This is a genomic window from Pseudazoarcus sp. NS34 (assembly GCF_059703725.1).
The window spans coordinates 687013-701835 of record NZ_BAAKIZ010000001.1 but is presented as its reverse complement, the minus strand read 5'-3'; the positions used below and the strand labels follow the sequence as shown (position 1 = coordinate 701835).

General features: G+C 65.5%; 12 protein-coding genes. 10 read left to right on the top strand and 2 right to left on the bottom strand.

Going from position 1 to position 14823, the window contains the following annotated elements:
• Positions 1–50: 50 nt before the first annotated feature.
• Entirely contained in the window at positions 51–1220 is a 1170-nt protein-coding gene (locus AC6H0N_RS03360) for an acetate/propionate family kinase (protein WP_497572640.1), read from the bottom strand.
• Positions 1217–2632, bottom strand: coding sequence for a bifunctional enoyl-CoA hydratase/phosphate acetyltransferase (locus AC6H0N_RS03355; RefSeq protein ID WP_497572639.1), 1416 nt, complete (start codon positions 2630–2632; stop codon positions 1217–1219). Before AC6H0N_RS03355 ends, AC6H0N_RS03360 begins: the two co-directional genes overlap by 4 nt.
• Positions 2633–2802: 170 nt before the next feature.
• On the opposite strand from AC6H0N_RS03355, the gene glmU reads away from it, so the two are divergent.
• The 10 genes from glmU to AC6H0N_RS03305 all read left to right on the top strand — a co-directional run bounded on the left by glmU (position 2803) and on the right by AC6H0N_RS03305 (position 14412).
• Positions 2803–4161, top strand: a complete 1359-nt coding sequence (glmU, locus tag AC6H0N_RS03350; RefSeq protein WP_497572638.1) for a bifunctional UDP-N-acetylglucosamine diphosphorylase/glucosamine-1-phosphate N-acetyltransferase GlmU — start codon at positions 2803–2805, stop codon at positions 4159–4161.
• A gap of 16 nt (positions 4162–4177) precedes the next feature.
• The gene (gene glmS, locus AC6H0N_RS03345; protein WP_497572637.1) at positions 4178–5998 is read left to right on the top strand and encodes a glutamine--fructose-6-phosphate transaminase (isomerizing); all 1821 of its coding nucleotides are present in this window, start codon (positions 4178–4180) and stop codon (positions 5996–5998) included.
• A 62-nt stretch (positions 5999–6060) separates the two neighbouring features.
• Positions 6061–7263: a DUF8462 domain-containing protein gene (locus AC6H0N_RS03340; protein ID WP_497572636.1), complete on the top strand. Its 1203-nt coding sequence runs from the start codon at positions 6061–6063 to the stop codon at positions 7261–7263.
• An 84-nt stretch (positions 7264–7347) separates the two neighbouring features.
• Positions 7348–8004 carry a hypothetical protein gene (locus tag AC6H0N_RS03335; protein ID WP_497572635.1) on the top strand — a complete coding sequence of 219 codons (657 nt, stop codon included), beginning with the start codon at positions 7348–7350 and terminating at the stop codon, positions 8002–8004.
• Positions 8005–8182: 178 nt separating this feature from the next.
• A complete protein-coding gene (locus tag AC6H0N_RS03330) occupies positions 8183–8770 on the top strand; it encodes an exopolysaccharide biosynthesis protein (RefSeq protein WP_497572634.1) in 588 nt (195 codons plus the stop codon).
• A gap of 184 nt (positions 8771–8954) precedes the next feature.
• Positions 8955–9641: an extensin-like domain-containing protein gene (locus AC6H0N_RS03325; RefSeq protein ID WP_497572633.1), complete on the top strand. Its 687-nt coding sequence runs from the start codon at positions 8955–8957 to the stop codon at positions 9639–9641.
• Positions 9642–9779: 138 nt separating this feature from the next.
• Positions 9780–10160, top strand: coding sequence for a DUF2946 family protein (locus tag AC6H0N_RS03320; protein ID WP_497572632.1), 381 nt, complete (start codon positions 9780–9782; stop codon positions 10158–10160).
• Between the two features lie 160 nt (positions 10161–10320).
• The gene (locus AC6H0N_RS03315; protein ID WP_497572631.1) at positions 10321–12462 is read left to right on the top strand and encodes a TonB-dependent receptor; all 2142 of its coding nucleotides are present in this window, start codon (positions 10321–10323) and stop codon (positions 12460–12462) included.
• Positions 12463–12472: 10 nt separating this feature from the next.
• Entirely contained in the window at positions 12473–13957 is a 1485-nt protein-coding gene (locus AC6H0N_RS03310; protein WP_497572630.1) for a PepSY domain-containing protein, read from the top strand.
• 104 nt (positions 13958–14061) lie between these two features.
• Positions 14062–14412: a DUF4870 family protein gene (locus tag AC6H0N_RS03305; RefSeq protein WP_497572629.1), complete on the top strand. Its 351-nt coding sequence runs from the start codon at positions 14062–14064 to the stop codon at positions 14410–14412.
• Positions 14413–14823 lie beyond the last annotated feature (411 nt).

Here is a 14823-nt window from a genome sequence, read left to right as displayed (position 1 = left end):
TGCGGCTCACATCCGGCGGATTACGCTGCGCTGATCCGCCCTACGATTCCTCACGCGAGCAGTTCCCGCGTGTAGCGCGCAATCATGCCTTCCTCGTCGGTCTGCACCACCGCCACGGCAACGCTTGAGCCGTTCGCTTCGATGCGCCTGGCGTGCGCCGCGTTGCGGGCCGCATCCAGCGTGACGCCGGCCCAGCCCACCAGCGCGCAGATGCGCTCCCGTACCGGGGCCGAGTGCTCGCCGATGCCGGCGGTGAACACGATGGCATCCAGCCCGCCCAGCGCGCTCATCATCGAACCGATTTCGCGCGCCGCCCGATAGCAATACAGCTCCACGGCTTCCGTTGCGGCCGGCGCATCGCTGTCGAGCAGCACCCGCATGTCGGCCGAAATGCCCGATACGCCGAGCAGGCCCGACTGGTGGTACAGCAGCTTGTTGAGCTGCGCCACATCCATGCCCTTGTGGTCCATCAGATACAACAGCACGCCGGGGTCGAGGCTGCCCGTGCGGGTGGCCATCATCAGGCCGTCGAGCGCAGTGAAGCCCATTGTGGTGGCGAGGCTGCGGCGCGCGAGCATGCCGCACAGCGAGGCGCCGGCGCCCAGATGCGCGACGACCACGCGCCCCTCGGCGTGTTTGCCGAGCACGGCCGGCAACTGCGTGGCGATGTAGTCGTAGGACAGGCCGTGAAAGCCATACCGGCGCAGGCCTTCGTCGCGGAGCGCGCGCGGCAGTGCGAAGGCGGTGGCACGCGCGTCCTGCGTGTAATGGAAGGCCGTGTCGAAGCACGCCACCTGCGGCAGGTCGGGCAACTGCGCGGCCAGCGCACGCATGCCGCGCAGGTTGTGCGGCTGGTGCAGCGGGGCGAGCGGAATCAGCGCCTCCAGCTCGGTCAATACGGTGTCGTCGACGCGCACGGGTTGTGAGAAACGGCTGCCGCCATGCACCACGCGGTGGCCGGCGGCCACCAGTTCCAGTCCGGCGAGGTGTGCGTCCAGCCAGTCCAGCAGCCAGGCCAGCGCTTCCTCGTGCGCGCAGGCGTGGCCGGCGACTTCGGGCAGGGTCTCGTCAAACCGCGCTTCGCCCTTGCGCGCGAGCAGGCGCGGCGCGATGCTGATGGCGTCGATCTGCCCGGCCAGCATCGCCGAGCCGCCCTCGGCCGGAAACACGCCGAACTTGAGGCTGCTGGAGCCGGCGTTGAGAACGAGCAGGGCTTTCATGGCTTTGTCGCGTTGCGCTTGCGATGCGCGAGCAACTGCGCGATGGCGCACGAGGCAGTGCGGGCCTGGGCATCGTCAGCGCGGCTGGTGAGCACGATGGGCACTCGCGCGCCGAGCACGATGCCCGACAGCAGCGCGTTGGCGAGGTATTCGAGCTGCTTGGCGACCATGTTGCCGGATTCGATGTCCGGCACCACCAGGATGTCGGCCTGACCGGCCACGGCCGAGACGATGCCCTTGGTCTTGGCGGCCACCAGCGACACGGCGTTGTCGAAGGCCAGCGGGCCGTCGAGCAAGCCGCCTGTGATCTGGCCGCGGTCGGCCATCTTGCACAGGCAGGCGGCGTCGATCGTGGACTTCAGCTTGGGCGTGACGGTCTCGACCGCCGACAGGATCGCCACCTTGGGTTGCGCCAGCCCCATGGCGTGGGCCAGGTCGATGGCGTTGCGCACGATGTCGGCCTTGTCTTCCAGCGAGGGCTCGATGTTGATCGCCGCGTCGGTGATCATCAGCGGGTGCGGATAGGTCGGCACGTCGGCCACAAAAACGTGGCTCATGCGCCGGCCCGTGCGCAGGCCAGTGGTCTTGTCCACGACGGCGGCGAGCAGTTCGTCGCTGTGCAGCGAGCCTTTCATCATGGCTTCACAGCGGCCCTCGCGGCACAGCTCGACGGCCTTCTCGGCCGCGGCGTGGCTGTGCTCGACGTCGACGATCTCGACGCCATCAAGATCAATGTCGTTCTCGTCTGCGACCGCACGAATGCGCCACTCCGGCCCGACCAGAATCGGCAGCGCGATGCCGGATTGCCTCGCCAGCATCGCACCGCCGAGCGATTCGGCGTCGCAGGGGTGGGCGACGGCCAGCGTCACCGGCGGCAGGCCTTCGGTGATGGACAGCAGCAAGCGGTAGCGCGCGTCGCGGTCGGACGAGAAGCTGACCTCGGGCAGGTCGATTCGGGCGCGGCGGATCTTCTCGGTCGGTGCGGCGACCTCGACATCGCCCTCGATGACGACGCTGCCGTCCTGATTGAGCGCGCGGCAATCGAACACGATGTGGTGGTTGCGCGGGAATTTCTCGCGGCAGGTCAAATGCACGGTGAGCGTGTCGCCGATCACCACCGGATGCACGAAACGCAGGTTTTGCGCGATATACACGGTGCCGGGGCCGGGGAACTGGGTGCCGAGCACCGCCGAGATCAGCGAACTGCCCCACATGCTGTGCCCGACGATCTGGCGGAACTGGCCGGAGCGCGCGTATTCGGTGTCAACGTGGGTCGGATTCACGTCGCCCGACATCACGGCGAAGAGCTGGATGTCCTGCGGTCGCAGCGTGCGCGACAATTCGGCGTGGTCGCCGACAGCAATTTCGTCGAAGGTCCGGTTCTCGATGAAGCGCGGAGCAGGCGTGTGCATGGGCTGGCGTCCTGTGGAGGCTTGTCTCGATTGTACGTGCGCGGTCGTTGCCGTTTCTGATGCAGCGCAAGATCGGCGCTCTGCGCCAATTCGTTACCCTTCCACCGTACCGGCCGCATTCGCCCCGCATGCTAGAATTCCCGCCGTTTCCGGGCATTTGCGGAGTGTTCATGGATGTCGTGATTCTCGCTGCGGGCAAAGGCACGCGCATGCGTTCCCATCGGCCCAAGGTGCTGCAGCCGCTGGCTGGCCGGCCGCTGTTGTCGCATGTGCTCGATACCGCTCGTGCGCTTGATGCTGCGCGCATCTGCGTGGTAGTCGGCCACGGCGCGGACGACGTGCGCGCGGCACTCGATGCGCCCGGCCTGCGCTGGGCGATGCAGAGTCCGCAGCTGGGCACCGGTCATGCGGTGCAGCAGGCACTGCCTGAGTTGTCGCCGGACGGCGTCACGCTGGTGCTGTACGGCGACGTGCCGCTGATTTCGCGCGATACGCTGGCGCGGCTGGTCGACGCTGCCCATGACGACCGCCTCGCCTTGCTGACCCTCCCCATGCAGAACCCGACCGGCTACGGCCGCATCGTGCGCGATGCGCTGGGCCGCGTGCAGCGCATCGTTGAGCACAAGGACGCGACCGAGCTCGAACGCAATATCCACGAGGTCAACACCGGCATTCTCGCTGCGCCGACGGTGCGGTTGAGCGACTGGCTGGACCGCATCGGCAACGACAACGCGCAGAAAGAGTATTACCTCACGGACATCGTCGGCCTGGCTGTGGCCGACGAGGTGGAAGTCGTCACCGCCGCGCCTGCCGCCGACTGGGAAACGCTGGGCGTGAATGACCGGCGCCAGCTGGCCGCGCTCGAGCGCACGCTGCAGCTCAACAAGGCCAACGCCTTGCTCGACGCCGGTGTGACGTTGATCGACCCGGCACGCATCGACGTGCGCGGCCGCCTGGCCTGCGGCGCGGATGTCGAGATCGACGTCAATTGCGTGTTCGAAGGCCGCGTGGTGCTGGGCGACGGCGTCAAGATTGGTGCCAACTGCGTGCTGCGCGATGCCGTGATCGGCGCCGGCACGCGCATTGCGCCGTTCTCGCACATCGAATCCACCACCACCGGCGAAGCCTGCGTGATTGGCCCCTATGCCCGCACTCGCCCCGGCACCGTGCTGGGTGACGACGTGCATCTGGGCAACTTCGTCGAGGTCAAGAACAGCCACATCGGCGCTGGCAGCAAGGCCAACCACCTGGCCTATGTCGGCGATGCCGACGTCGGTGCCGGTGTGAATATCGGCGCCGGCGTGATCACCTGCAATTACGACGGCGCCAACAAGCACCGCACCATCATCGAGGACGAGGCCTTCGTCGGCTCCGACGTGCAGCTCGTGGCGCCGGTGCGCGTCGGCCGCGGCGCCACCGTGGGCGCCGGCACCACGCTCACGCGCGACGCGCCGGCCGACCAGCTCACCGTGTCGCGTGTGAAGCAGACCAGCGTGCGCTGGAAACGCCCCGTCAAGAAAACCATCTGATCCGGAGATCACCCCCATGTGCGGCATCGTTACCGCCGTCGCCAGCCGCGATGTCGTACCTGTTCTCATCGAAGGCCTGCGCAAGCTTGAGTACCGGGGCTATGACTCGGCCGGACTGGCCGTGCTCAACGGCGGCCTGCGCCGCGTGCGCTCCACCGGCCGGGTGGCCGAGCTCGCCGATGCCTCGAAGAACGTAGCCGCGCCGGTCGGCATCGCCCATACGCGCTGGGCTACACATGGGGCACCTTCGGAGCGCAACGCTCACCCGCATGTGTCGGGTGGTCTGGCGGTGGTGCACAACGGCATCATCGAAAACTTCGAATCCATCCGCGAGCGCCTCACCGCCGCCGGCTACGTGTTCGAGTCCGAGACCGACACCGAGGCCATCGCCCACCTCGTGCACAGCAAGCTCAAGAGCGCCGGCAGCCTGTTCGAGGCCGTGCGTCTGGCCACTCTGGAGCTGCTCGGCGCCTACGCCATCGGCGTGCTGTATGAGTCCGAGCCCGAGCGTGCGGTGGTTGCACGCCGCGGCTCGCCGCTGCTGCTGGGTATCGGCGAAGACGGCATGTATGCCGCCTCCGACACCGCGGCGCTGCTGCAGGTCACGCGCAACATCGTCTATCTCGAAGACGGCGACATCGCCGAACTCACGCGCGACGCCGTGCGCATCACCGACAGCGCCGGCCAGCGGGTCGAGCGCGCCACGCATGTCTCCAGCCTGTCGGCCGACGCCGTCGAGCTGGGCGTCTATCGCCACTACATGCAGAAGGAAATCTTCGAGCAGCCGCAGGCGCTGGCCAACACGCTGGAAATCATCGGCGGCGGTGCCTCGCCCGCGCCGCAGCTGTTCGGCGCCGATGGCCCGGCGGTGCTCGGTGGTGTGCGCCAGGTGTTGATCCTGGCTTGCGGCACCAGCTACCACTCGGGCCTGGTGGCGCGCTATTGGCTCGAATCCATCGCCGGCATCCCGTGCACGGTCGAGATCGCCAGCGAATACCGCTACCGCAGTTCGGTGCCCGATCCGGCAACGCTGGTCATCGCCATCTCGCAATCCGGTGAGACCGCCGACACGCTGGCCGCGCTCAAGCACGCCAGCCTGCTCGGCATGACGCGCACGCTGGCCATCTGCAACGTGCCCGAATCCGCCATCGTGCGTGAAGCCACGCTGCGCTTCATTACCCGCGCCGGCCCCGAAATCGGCGTCGCCTCCACCAAGGCCTTCACCACGCAGCTCGCCGCGCTCGCCCTGCTCACGCTCACGCTGGCGCGCATGGCCGGGCGGTTGTCGGAAGAAGTCGAAGCCCAGCATTTAGCGGGCCTGCGCCACCTGCCGGTGGCCGTGCAGAAGGTGCTCGAACTCGAACCGCAGATCGAGCAGTGGGCCAAGCGCTTCGCCATGAAGCAGCACGCACTCTTCCTCGGCCGCGGCCGCCACTGGCCCATCGCCATGGAAGGCGCGCTCAAGCTCAAGGAAATCTCCTACATCCACGCCGAGGCCTACGCCGCCGGCGAACTCAAGCACGGCCCGCTGGCGCTGGTGGACAAGGACATGCCCGTCATCGCCGTCGCCCCGGCCGACGAGTTGCTCGAAAAGCTCAAATCCAACCTGCAGGAAGTCCGCGCGCGCGGCGGCGAGCTCTACGTCTTCGCCGACGCCGGCAGCGAAATCCCCGAATCCGAAGGCGTGCACATCCTGCACATGCCCGAGCACTACGGCATGTTGTCGCCGGTATTGCATGTCATTCCGCTGCAACTGCTGTCGTATCACGCTGCGCTGGTGAAGGGCACGGACGTGGACAAGCCGCGCAATCTGGCGAAAAGCGTGACGGTGGAATAAATCCATAGCGATGTTATGCTTGTTATCAAATTCTGATAACTCGCAGATACATCGCTATACGCATGGACCCCAGACGGAATCCCTATGCCCCCGGTGCGGGCACGCCACCGCCCGAACTGGCGGGGCGTGACGACATCATCGAGCGGGCGTCCATCGCCCTCGACCGCATTGCCCATGGTCGTGCTGCGCGCAGCCTGATCCTTTACGGCCTTCGCGGCGTGGGGAAAACCGTGCTGCTGCAGCGCGTTGCCACGCAGGCTGAAGTTGTGGGAATGACCACCGTCATCATTGAGTCCCCCGAAGCGCGGTCACTGCCCGCAGTGCTGGGGCCGGCCTTGCGTGCGGGGCTGATCCGCATGAGCCGTGGTGCAGCGGCCAAGGCCATGGCAAAGCGCGCCTGGCAGGCACTCGCTGGTTTTCTCAAGGCTGCACGGCTGAAGTTCGACGATATCGAGATTCATCTCGACCTTGATCCCGAAGCGGGGTTGGCCGACAGCGGCGACCTCGAAGCCGACCTTACTGACCTGATCGTGTGCGTGGGGCGCTCCGCTGCGGAACACGGCACGGCGCTCGTGCTCGTCATCGACGAATTGCAATACATCCCCGAAGCCCAGCTCGCCGCCCTCATCACCGCGCTGCATCGCGCCAGCCAGCAACAATTGCCCGTTACCCTCGTTGCGGCGGGTCTGCCGCAGCTGCTGGGGCAAATGGGGCGCGCCAAGTCGTATGCCGAGCGTCTGTTCGAGTTTGTGCCGATCGGTCCGCTCGCGCCGGATGCTGCGCGCCAGGCGCTGGTCGTCCCCGCCGAACAAGAGGGCGTGCGATACGAAGACGGCGCACTGGACGAGATCGTCGAGCGCACGCAGGGTTACCCCTATTTTCTGCAGGAGTGGGGCAAGCACGCATGGGCGCAGGCAGACCGCAGCCCCATCCGGCTGGCCGATGCGCAGCGCGCCACCGAAGTCGCGTTGGCCGAACTGGACGCCAGTTTTTTCCGCGTGCGCTACGACCGGCTCACCCCGGCCGAGAAGCGCTACATCCGCGCCATGGCCGAACTCGGGCCTGGTCCGCATCGCTCCGGTGACATCGCCGAAATGCTGGGCAGAAGCATCAACACCGTTGCTCCGGTGCGCGCCAAGCTCATCGAAAAAGGCATGGTGTATAGCCCGGCCCACGGCGACACGGCATTCACCGTGCCGCTGTTCGACGGCTTCATGAAGCGCACCATGCCGGTGCTGGAGAGGGCGCCCGCAAAGGGACGCTGAACCGGGCCGGCCAAAACGGCGCGATTTCAGCCGACGTCAGGCGCATCTGGAGGTCAGACGGGTGCGTTTTGCTTCGGAGGCGAAATGGAGGCGTTCGACGCGTTTCTTCGTGATTGCCGTGTCGACTTGATGCGTATTGCGAGGCATTCAAGAGGCGAGCACGAGTACGGTGATGTATGCAGCGAAGCTTGGGAGATGGGTGATTCCCTGGCGAGCCGGCAGGGCGTTGAGCCGGATTTTTCTGACCTGGCCTTCAGGCAGACATTGCTTTCCCACCTCTATCAGAAGCTGGTCAGGTATCAGGAGCTGACCGTTCGCTACGCCGTGCGCCTCGACCATGCCCCGCCCGGCAGCGACGAACCCGACGTGCCGCATCCGCTGTTGAATTCTCTGGCATCCGGCGACGAGCCGCTCGTGGCCTTGCTCGCCGCCGAGGAGGTGTCGCGCTCGGCCAGTGGTAGCGAATGGCAGTACTCCCTGGGCAATGCGTATGTGACTTTGCTGGAGCACTTCGACCGCAAGATGTCGCGGGTTGCCGACCATCTCCTCATCTCGACGGCCTCCGCCTATCAACGTTGCCGTGCGGCGTTCGAGTTGGCCGGCAGGCAAACGTCCCTGCCTCTGACGATGCCCGTCCGGGTTTCCGGCCTGCGTCCGTGGAGACGCAGCAGATCCTTTCGCGAGCCCCGGCAACTGGAGTTCGACTTTCCCGTCTGGCGTGAGCTGCAACTCACCGAGTAGGCCGCGCATGCGGCGCAATGCCCTTCGGTTATTGCGCCCTACGGCGATTACTTCTTTTCACTTGCCTTCCGTCTTCGTGCATTCGAACGCGAGCCCGCAATGCAACTAAACGCCCCCTGAATCAATCCGATCAGGAGTCCTGCCGTCGCAAGCGGGATCTGGCTGATGGAGACCTTCGATGAGTGAGCCGTTGCAGAACCTTGAACAATTGATCGATCGGATCAGCGAATTGGCGCGCGACAACGAGCGGGTTTCCGTCGAAATGGTCGTCAAGTCGGTCGGCGACCGTTCCTTCGGCCCGATGCTGATGATCATCGGCATGACCTTGTTTTCGCCGCTCAGTGGCGTGCCCGGCATGTCGTTTTTCATGGCGGCCTTCGTCTTGCTGGTGGCGGTGCAGATGCTCATCGGGCGAACGCATTTCTGGCTCCCGCGCTTCATTCTTGATCGCTCGGTCGGGCGCGACAAGCTGCAGAAGGCGGTGGAGTGGCTCGGCAAGCCGGCACGTGGCATCGACAAGGTCCTCAAGCCGCGACTGACTTTCCTGGTGCACCGCAAGGGCAACTACGCGGTTGCCGCGCTGTGCGTGGGTGTGGGCTTGTGCATGCCTTTCATGGAGCTGGTGCCGTTTTCGTCCTCAGCTGCCGGCTTGGCCCTTTTGGCGCTCGGGGTTGCACTGGTGGTGCATGACGGATTGCTGGTGTTGTTTGCGCTTGCAGTGCTGGGCGGGGCTTTCACGTTTCTTGGCTCGAAGTTGCTTGGATAGCGCCAGCGCGTTTCGGCGCTCGGGCCGTGCAGGATGGGTCCAACGCTTGAACTTGCTACGGCGCCACGCCTCGAACCAGCTCTGTCGTTCGAGAGCTACACGCCATGCCCAACTGTTGTCGGTCTTCGATTCTTTCTCAGTCTGAGCCTCCGGGTCGAAATCCTGGTTTGCAGGATGACGCCCGGTGAAGGTCCTTGTCGGGCTGCTCGTGGCGCTGGCCTTGCTGGTATGGAGCCATGGCGAGTACTGGCAATTGCCCGATCGCCACAATCCCTGGGCGCCGTTGGTGATCGACGAAACGCCCGGTTGGCTGACGCGGCTGAAGTTGGCGCGGCTGGAGGACGACCCGGAACAGTGTCAGGCGGTGCTGACCACGGCCGAGATGCGCTATGAAGCGCTGACGGACCGCGAGACCGGACCGAGCTGTGGCTTCAGCAATGCCGTGCGTGTGAGTCGCACTCAGGTGCACATCGGCGCGCCGTTTTCGCTGACCTGCCGCGCGGCAGTTTCGCTGGCGCTATGGGAGCAGCACGTGCTGTTGCCAGAAGCGCAGCGCTTGCTGGGCTCGCCGGTGGAGAAGCTTGAGCACTACGGGAGCTACGCCTGTCGCAACGTCTACGGACGCGAGGAGGGGCGGCGCAGCCAGCATGCGACCGCCAACGCACTCGACATTGCAGGTTTTGTGCTGGCCGACGGGCGACGCATCACGGTGGCGCGCGACTGGTCGGACGAAGACGCCGAAGCAGATTTTCTGCGCACCATTCACGATGGCGCCTGCCGCTTCTTCAATGGCGTGATGGGGCCCGAGTACAACCTTGCACATGCCGACCATCTGCATCTGGACCGTGGGCCGTACCGCATCTGTCGTTGATCGGCGGCGCCTGGTGCCGGCCGGCTGTTGGTCGCCTGAATCAAACGCGCAGGGGTCGGCGTGTGTGGATGATGGCGAGGGAAGGCTGGTGCTACACTCCTCGCCCATCATCCTTCGATAAATATTCATCCCATTTTCATGCGCTTCAGCGAGTCCGCGCGGCGACGCGTTTCCCTGCTGGCAGTGTTGGTCTTCCTCTTCGGCATGGTGTTGCCGATGCAGGGGTCGGCGGCGCATGGGGAACGCTCGCACACGCTGTGGCTGGACGTCTGCGGGCCGGATGACCTGGGTCCGCTGGCTATCAGTTTCGAGACGAGCGAGGGTGAGGCTCACTCGTCACAGCACGAGGGTCACTGTGTGCTGTGTTTCGCGCCCGGCACGGGCGCGAGGTCGATGGATGTGCTGCCGTCGCTGCGTGTGGCGGCGGATGTTTTCAGGCCGGTGGGGAGCGATCTGGCTCCGCCTTCCGGCCGTATCTGGAGTCCTGCGCTCGCCCGGGCACCTCCTGCGTTTTCCTGATGCCACTTCTGCCGCGCTCGGTTTGCCGATGCGGTGCCTTGTTCATATCGCAATGATCCGCTTGTGCCTGCGTTGAACCGCCCTGTGGCGGCGCGCACATGTGCGCCATGCCTCGTGCATGCGCGCCGGCGGCGTTGTTCGAGCATTCAGGACGCAAACGATGAAAACAGGTTTGATGGCCCGTCGGGGCTGGCCGCTGTTCGCCTTGCGGGGCGTGGTGGCGTTTGGCTGCGGGCTGGCAACGCAGCCGGCATTTTCACGGGATGCGCAGGTGCAACTGCCGGCGGTCGTGGTTTCGGGCGAGGGCTCGGACGTGCTGCATACGCCGACGACGACCGGCTCCAATCTGGGGCTCACGCCGTTGCAGACGCCGGCCAGTGTGGAGGCGGTGACGCGCGCGCAGATCGAGGCGCGCGGCGATGTGCGGGTGGAGGACGCAATCACCCGCGCAGCGGGCATCTCGGCCATCGGCCATCCCGGCAACGGGATGAGCGCACTGTCGGCACGCGGTTTCACCGAGGCGACCTCGGTGATGCGGCTGTACGACGGCATGCGCCAGTACGGCGGCATGGGCGTGACCTTTCCGTTCAACACCTGGGCGATTGAGCGCATCGAGGTCTTGCGCGGCCCGGCCTCGGTGATCCATGGCGACGGCGCGATTGGCGGCGTCGTGAATGTGGTGCCGAAGAAGCCGACCCGCGGCCCGATCGAGAACGAGGTGATGTTCGCACTCGGCACGCAGGATACGGCGCGCATCGGGCTGGGCAGTGGTGGCGCGATCAACGAGCAGTTTTCCTACCGCGTGGACCTGAGCGCCAACCGCAGCGATGGCTGGGTGGACCGTGGCGACATGCGCGACAAGACCTTTTCCGGCGCGCTGCGCTGGGACCTGAGCAACGACCTCGTGCTGACCCTGACGCATGCTTTCGGCGACCAGGAGCCGATGCGCTATTTCGGCACGCCGCTGATCGATGGCAAGCCGCTGCGCGCCATCCGCGAGAACAACTACAACGTGCGCGACAGCGAGATCCGCTTCCTCGACCGCTGGACTCAGCTCGATGCGGTGTGGACGCCCAATGAGGCCACCCGACTGCGGGCACGGGCGTATCACATCAGCAGCAACCGCGACTGGCGCAACGCCGAGCGCTATGTGTACAACGCCGGTACGGACATGATCGACCGCTCGGACAACACCGAGATCCGCCACGACCAGACGCAGACCGGGCTCACCGCCGACGCGACCTTCGAGGGCAAGCTGGGCGGCTTGGACAACGTGTTCTCGATCGGTTTCGACGTGAGCCGCAGCAAGTTCCGCCACACCAACAACACCTACACCGGCAGCTCCGGGCCGGTGGACGTGTACGACCCTGATCCCGGTTACTTCGACAGCCCCTTCCCGACCATTCCGCGCTTCCAGAACCATGCGCGCCAGTACTCGGTGTTCATGGAAGACCGGCTGTCGCTGACGGATCGCTGGTCGGTGGTGGGTGGCCTGCGCTACGACCACGCCCGCATCAAACGCGATGATCTGATGGCGGGCGAACAAGTGTTGAGCAAGACCTACTCCGACGTTGGCTGGCGGCTGGGCACGGTGTTCGAACTGAAGCCCGATTTGGCGCTGTACGCGCAGTACGCCAAGGCGGCCGACCCGGTGCGCTCGCAGCTGTTCCTGACGCCGGCCAACAGCGGCTTCGACATGACCGAAGGGCGCCAGATCGAGATCGGCCTCAAGCAGGGGCTGATGGGCGGGCGCGGCGAATGGACGCTAGCGGCGTTTGAGATCCGCAAGACCAACCTGCTCACGCGCGACGTGGCCAACCCGGCGCTGTCCGTGCAGGTGGGCGAGCAGTCCTCGCGCGGCGTGGAGGCCACCTTCAATCTGCCGTTCGCACGCAACTGGCGCGTGGAGGGCAACCTCGCGCTGCTGCGCGCGCAGTACGACGACTTCAGCGAGTCGGTGGGCGGTATGGCGGTGTCGCGCAAGGGCAATGTGCCGACCAATGTGCCGGAGCGTGTGGCCAATCTGTGGCTGAGCTGGGACTTTGCGCCGGACTGGACAGCCATGGCCGGCGCGCGTCACGTCGGCAAGCGCTACGCCGACAACGCCAACACGCTCAAGCTGCCCGCCTACACCACCATGGATCTGGCGCTGGAATGGCGGATCGACCGCAAGACCACCGTCACCGCGCGCGGCTTCAACGTGTTCGACAAGGCCTACTTCAGCTCTGCGTATTACACCAACACGCAGTGGCTGTACGGGCCCGGCCGGCGCTTTGAGCTGAGCCTCCACCACCGTTTCTGAGGGCGCCGCCATGAGCCTGGCCACGCGCTGCAAACGGCTGGTCTATCTGCTGCACCGCTGGCTGGGCATTGCCGGCTGCGTGGTGATGCTGCTGTGGTTCGTCAGCGGCATCACCATGCTATTTATGGGCTATCCCAAGCTCACACCATGGGAGCGGCTGGCGCCGTTGCCGGCTCTGGAGCTTGCGATGTGCTGTGTGTCGCCGAGTGCGCTCGACACCCCGGCGCATGTCGGCGGCGTCACGCTGACGTCAATTGGCGGTGCACCGCACTACGTGGTGGGCCAGCGGGCGTTCGATGCTCTGTCGGGCGCGCCCGCGCCGGCGGTAGACGCCGAGGCCGCGCTGGCGGCGGCGCTCAGCTTCGCGCCCGGCGCGCAGGCCCGCCATGCCGGGCTGGTGCAGGAGGATCGCTGGACGCATTCCTCACGTTTGAATGCGCACCGCCCGCTGCACCGTGTGGCACTAACGGGCGCATACGTCGGCGACCTGTATGTCTCCAGCGCCACTGGCGAAGTGGTGATGGATGCGCCGGTGCTGCAGCAGCGGATCAACTACGTCGGCGCGTGGCTGCACTGGCTGTACATGTTCCGCATGCAGTCGGCCGATCCGGTGTGGACTTGGACGGTGATCGTGCTGTCGGCGCTGGGAACGCTCACCGCACTCAGTGGCATCATCGTCGGCGTGTGGCGCTGGCGTTTCCGGGCGCGCTACGCCAACGGCTCGCGCAGCCCCTACCGCGAGTCCTGGATGCGCTGGCACCACATCGCCGGGCTGTCGTTCTGCGCCTTTGTGCTGGCATGGGTGTTCAGCGGGCTGATGTCAATGAATCCGCTCGGCGTGTTCTCGCCGGCAGGTCCGGCACCGGACCGCTCGGCATATCGCGGCCCTGCGGCCCACACGCCGGCGCTCGATCACCCCGATGCCATCCTGCATGCGCTCGCCGCGCAGAATTTCGCGGCCGTGGAGCTGCACTGGCGGCAACTGGGCGGTCGCCCCTACGTGCTGGCATTCGACGCGGCTGCCGAAAGCCGCATCGTGCGTGCCGATGGCCCCGCCTTGCAGGTGCTGCCACATTGGCCAGCCGACGAAGTGCTGGCCGCCGCAGGCAGTTTGCTTGCTGCGCCGCTCCGTGCAAGCGCCGTGCTGCACGCGCCCGATCTGTACTACTACCCGCGCCAAGCTGAAGCCATGAACGGCCACCTGCGCCGTGGTCTGCCGGCGTTGCGCGTGGACTTCGCGGACGCAGCCGGCACCCGCGTGTACATCGACCTCACCACCGGCGAAGTCGCCCGCACACTGGCCCGCTCCCAGCGTGTGGAACGCTGGCTGTTCTACTTCCTGCACAGCTGGGACGTGCCCGTGATGCTGCGCCAGGGCCCGCTGCGCGACATCGCGCTGATCCTGCTCAGCCTGGGCGGCATCGTGGTGTCGGCCACCGGCCTGTGTATCGGCTGGCGTCGCCTGCGTCGAGCACGCCTGCAGCCAGCCGCTTGATCCATTTCGCATCTCGATCCGATCGGATATTTGCTACTGTTGCGCGGCGCGATATTGCGCAGATCAACGCCGCTGTCGTCCGGCGGTACAAAGGAAGAACGACCATGGATTCAATCGAGCTGGTGGTGGACGACAAGCTGAAGTCCGCCAAGACGCTGACAACGATCATTTATGCGCTGTACGCCGCATCGATGCTGGCTGGTGTGACCAGCATCGTTGCGATCATCATGAATTACGTGAAGAAGGACGACGTGGCCGGCACGTTTCTCGAAAGCCACTTCCGTTGGCAGATCCGTAGCTTCTGGTTTGCCCTGGGCTGGGCTGTGCTCGGTCTCCTGACCGCAGGCTTCCTGGTCGGCTGGCTGATCCTGATCGCGAACGCGGTGTGGTTCATCTACCGCCTCGTGAAGGGCTTCCTGAATCTGAACGACAACAAGCCGATGTACGTGGCCTGACAGTTTTACTGCCCGGCGCATCATCTCAGGTGTGAGGCAGATAGGAGTGTGAGTCGCAGCGCAATGTCGACCGCACCCAACTACAAGTTCTTCGTGAACTATGAAGTTCGGCGCTTCGAACTCAACAAACAACCTGGTACAGATAGAATGCGGGGCCACCATCCCTCGGGATAATGTTTTGAGCATACCCATGCAGACTCGATCCCGCGCTAGCGATTCAAGCTCCCGCTCGCTTGCCGCGGCGCTCCGGCTGGGTTGTCGATTGCATACTGGTGTACTGAATTCGCACCGGAAGCGGCTGATCTCGGACCATAACAGCCCAACTCCTTTGAAGGGCCTGGATGGCCGGTGATCTTCGAGACGGTGTGAATTGGCTCGGCGCCTTCTCTGCCGAGCAGGTTGGATGAAGGG